Below are 1,188 nucleotides of genomic sequence, written 5' to 3'. Positions count from 1 at the left end.
GAGTGCATCTCAGTTTTGTAAGACTCAAGTTGAAAATTGCCCGTTGAGGTAGGCACACCGATGCTTCAAGACTTGTGGGACGTTACTCTCATCCCACTGAGCCCCCGAAATCTTGATACGCCGACCCAATTGCTTGACGGTTGATTCGATTGCTCCTGAGCCAATGGAAATGCCCTCGGCTTGATAGTAGCCATAGTTGACAATCCGATGCCGATGCTTGTTGAGGTAGTCAATAAAGTTGCTGACCCGCTGGTGTTGCCAATCAAAGAACTGTTTAATCGCACCATCGACATCCCCTTTCCACAAGCAAGCTTCCACTGCATCCAGCCGCTGTTGGGAGCCACCGACCTTACCCAGGTTCTCGATCAGGTGATACCAATCTAGAATCTCACATCTCTGGGAGTCCCTGCCAATCTCGGCAAAAATATTCCAAATGCCATCATGACCATCCCCCAAACAAGTGAGTGGGGTTGCCAATGGCTGGTGATTAACCCAATTGACTAAGCTTTCATTCTCGTGAAAGAAAGCACCCACAACACGTTCATGGAGATTCACACCTTTGTAATCACGCCACACACAAGGCTCACCTTTGGGGGTGCGTAAACGAACTTTTCCACCATCTACGCTCAGCTCTTCAACTGGTTGCTCTATTTGGGGCAATTCAAAGTTTTGACGATGAACTAGACGTTGCTGAGTGCTGTGGGAAACCGCCATACCCGTCAACACCTTGATGTCAAAAGCGGCGCGCTCGTAAGACCCGTTGGCGCTCAACAGAAGACAACACTTCTCAAGGTACGGACTCCATCTTGTGTAGGGTTTGACATCAAGTTTCTGAGCTTGTTTCTCACTGACACTCAATCTGCCGAGGATGCTGTCGATACTGCGTTTGCGTCCAGCGCAGGTACCGCTGCTGGTTTGGATAAAAAATTTCCCATTTCTGGGCTGACATACTCGAGAATGTGATCACGAACTGCTTCTTCTATGCCTGCGAGGGTTTGAACCTGTTGGGGGTCTGTTTCTTCATAGAGCAAAGCGGCAATTGCTTGAGCGTGGGCTTTGATTTGGGCATGTTTGTCAGCATCCATTCGCAGAACTCACCTGATTATAGGTCAACTTCTCAAAGCTTAGCTCTGATTGCTCAAAACCGAACTTGAGTATTTATGCTCACTGCAAAATCGGGATGCACCC

At 48.6% G+C, this 1,188-nt stretch carries 1 protein-coding gene; it reads right to left on the bottom strand.

Going from position 1 to position 1,188, the window contains the following annotated elements; translation table 11 throughout:
* Window positions 1–24: 24 nt before the first annotated feature.
* A protein-coding gene (locus tag F6K51_RS37755; RefSeq protein ID WP_293031417.1) for an ISKra4 family transposase occupies window positions 25–1,085 on the bottom strand; the annotation gives its coding sequence in 2 pieces (ribosomal slippage) (window positions 25–929 and window positions 929–1,085; 1,062 coding nt in all).
* Window positions 1,086–1,188 lie beyond the last annotated feature (103 nt).

The sequence above is a fragment of the Moorena sp. SIO3I8 genome, from assembly GCF_010692325.1.
Taxonomy (GTDB): domain Bacteria; phylum Cyanobacteriota; class Cyanobacteriia; order Cyanobacteriales; family Coleofasciculaceae; genus Moorena.
Note: the sequence above shows the minus strand (reverse complement) of the source record. Positions and strands in the feature narration are given on the sequence as shown.